The 2,738-nt window shown below is 70.1% G+C and carries 3 protein-coding genes; 2 read left to right on the top strand and 1 reads right to left on the bottom strand.

The genetic code is table 11. From position 1 onward, the window contains the following. The first annotated feature begins 175 nt into the window (after positions 1–175). Positions 176–826 (top strand): endonuclease domain-containing protein, encoded by a 651-nt coding sequence (locus tag ACFXPK_RS29255; protein WP_385080087.1) that lies wholly within the window; start codon positions 176–178, stop codon positions 824–826. A gap of 198 nt (positions 827–1,024) precedes the next feature. On the opposite strand, the gene ACFXPK_RS29250 is transcribed toward ACFXPK_RS29255, so the two are convergent. Beyond that, a complete protein-coding gene (locus ACFXPK_RS29250) occupies positions 1,025–1,453 on the bottom strand; it encodes a hypothetical protein (RefSeq protein ID WP_385080085.1) in 429 nt (142 codons plus the stop codon). A 369-nt stretch (positions 1,454–1,822) separates the two neighbouring features. On the opposite strand from ACFXPK_RS29250, the gene ACFXPK_RS29245 reads away from it, so the two are divergent. Next, positions 1,823–2,686, top strand: coding sequence for an IclR family transcriptional regulator C-terminal domain-containing protein (locus ACFXPK_RS29245; protein WP_385080083.1), 864 nt, complete (start codon positions 1,823–1,825; stop codon positions 2,684–2,686). Positions 2,687–2,738 lie beyond the last annotated feature (52 nt).

The following is a 2,738-nucleotide window of genomic DNA, read 5'->3' as shown; positions in this document are numbered from 1 at the left end:
GGCCGGCGCGGGGGCCGCCGCGCAGCCCCCCACGCCCGCGCCCCCCCCCCCCCCCCCCCGCTATGTGGTCTGTCTGGCCAGATAACCCGCGCACCCCTGATGGGGACCCGGTACCGATCGCCGTACGAACTGTCGGCGGCGGGGCTCCATCTCCACAGCCTCCGACGCCCTTACGGTGCGTCCCGTGCCGTCGACTGTCTTTCGAACCGCTCCCCGGCTCCTTCCTTCCGTGCCGAGGGGGTACCAAGCGTGCGTTGAGGGGCATCCCGTGGTGACCGAGCCGCGCAGCCCAGCCCTCGCCCGGCTCGACACGGTATGGACCGGGCGATATCACCTGTGGGCCCCCGGTAGCGGGGTCTCGAACGTTCCCTGCTCTGGCTTCTCCTGGTGCGAGCCGGTGCCCGACGAGTACCTCGGTGAGCCAGTCGTCGCGGCTCTCGTCCCCACTGCCGAGCGATGCGGTGGGCCAGCCGTGTGGCCGTTCTACATCCCGCGCAAGCTCGACGGGCCGCTGCCGGACAACTGGCCAGAGGAGAAGATCCCGCACTGGTACGTCTGGTGGCGTCTATTCGAGCTCCAAGGCGGTCGCTGCGCCTGCTGCACCAACTCTCCGCAGGTCGTCGACCACGATCACCGCAGCGGCAGGGTTCGCGGTCTGCTGTGCTCCTCCTGCAACCGGCTGGAGGGCGACTACTTCCGGCGCCTGTGGATGTGCGTGCACGCTCCGCCCTACTGCTTCGAGCGGTATTGGCGCTCTCCTCCCGCGCTTCCTCTCCGATGGGTGATGCTCAGGTCTGCCGTGTTCCGGCACGCGGCAGGGTGCTGACTGCCCGGAGGCCATCCATTGGCAACAGGAGGCGGAAACGGTCCGCTGCTACGCGGGAGCATCCGCACCGGGGCCCCGAACCTGCCGACCGCCCTCGTCCACCACGATCACGGGCGGACAGGCCGGGCACGAGTAAAGACCCTGAGCGCCAATCCAACGCCACCCGGCGCGGGGGCGGAATCGGTCGGGTCGACTGAGCTACCGATTAGCGGTGGTCAGGCCGTTGACCGTGGGGGTGCGGCTGGTGGACTCGCCGGTCAGCAGGGCGGGACCCTGCGGCAGCGTCGTGCTCGCCTGCCAGCGGGAGACCCATCCCTCCAGTCCCCGGGTCGGGTATACGTACCGGAGATCCCCGGCCGGAGACCTGGCCGCGTGGATTGCGTCCAGCAGCGTTCCCGCCACGACCTCGCCGCGTTCCTTCGCGCACACGGCGGCCTCTTGCCAGACAACCTTGCCGCCGCCCTCCTCGGTGGGCAGGGTGGTGCACACCATGAGCCGCTGACTGCGGGCTTCGCCCCACCGGCCGCCGAGCGCCGCGCCGGCGGGCGGCTCCAGCCGGACGGCGACGATGTGGTCGGCCCGCACCCATTGGTCGCCGACCCGGACCCAGGTCGCGCAGACACTCATGAGGCTCCCCCGTCGTCGTTGAATTCCCGGAACGAATTCAAAGCGCGACTTGTTCGGCCTGTCAAATCTTTTCGCACCGCGCAATGCCCTCGGATATCGCCCTATTCGCCTCCTGTTTCTCGTCGTGAATTAAACGCATTTCGCGTCACGCAACGAAAGGGGGATTGCCTCCCTTTTGGGGTGATGTAAAACCGTGGGCGCCGTTCCGTGTCACGCACTGTAGGGTTGCGATCACTAGTTCGATCCGAACCAACGGGGGGAACGGGGGCTAGGGGCCGGGGGGCCGCGCCGTGAGGACGGCAGGCCAATGGGGAGGACCGCCCGCCTCCGTATCCGGAGGGGAGGGCGGCATGCGCGACAAGGAACTGCATGCTCAGCCACGCCACGCCGCAGACAATTCACGCGACCGAATCCGAACCGGGCACCGGGACTGCCGGGCGCCCGGGGGGAACCCTGCACGCCCGCCGGGTCATGCTCGTCGTGCAGGCATTCACACTTTTGCCCGGCGCCGATCACGGCCCCAGTGAACTCGCCGCCGCCACGGGCCTCAATGCGGCCGTCGTGTACCGGATACTGCAATCGGGGATATCCACCGCGACCTTCCTGCGCTCTCCGGCCGGCCGGTACCGCCTCGGCCCCGGCGCGGCGCTGACCGGCATGCAGGCCATGGCGACCGCGCCCGACGCCAGGGTCCGGCCCGTCCTGGAGCACCTCAGCAGGACGGTCGACGGCTTCGCGCTGCTGTGGGTCCTCTCTCCCTATGGCGGTCCCGGCAAGTCGTACGCCGCCAGCGCGCCGGGCCGCTACGACTTCGAGTCGCTGGGGCTCGGCATCACCGACCTGATCGAGGTCGGCAACTCCCTGCGCGTTGGCGCCTCCGGCCGCGTGATCGCCGCCTACCTGCCCCCGCTCCTGATCTCCAACCTCCTGGAGTGGCCGCTCCCCGCCGGCGCCGGGCCCGGAACGGCCCCCACCGCAGCAGAGTTCACCGCGTCCCTGGCCGAGGCCCGCGAGTCCGGGTACGCCGTCGCCCGCGAGGAGATCCCCGGCTGGACGGAGATCGCCGCCCCCGTCCTGTGGGGTGACGCCGTCTACGGGGCCGTCTCGGTCATCAAGCCCTCCTCCCTGATGCCCGACGACCTGTCGCTGCCCGTCGCCGCAACTACGGCCGCAGCCGAACGACTCGCCCTGTCCGCCCCGGGCGAGAGCGACCCGTGCGCCATCGCCGGGTAGTCCCCTGACGCAGTACATGAGGCCACCCCTCCCGTTCTCACCTCTTAAGAGG

It is taken from the genome of Streptomyces sp. NPDC059142 (genome assembly GCF_042755665.1).
Taxonomy (GTDB): domain Bacteria; phylum Actinomycetota; class Actinomycetes; order Streptomycetales; family Streptomycetaceae; genus Streptomyces.
This window is presented reverse-complemented; position numbering and strand designations above follow the sequence as displayed.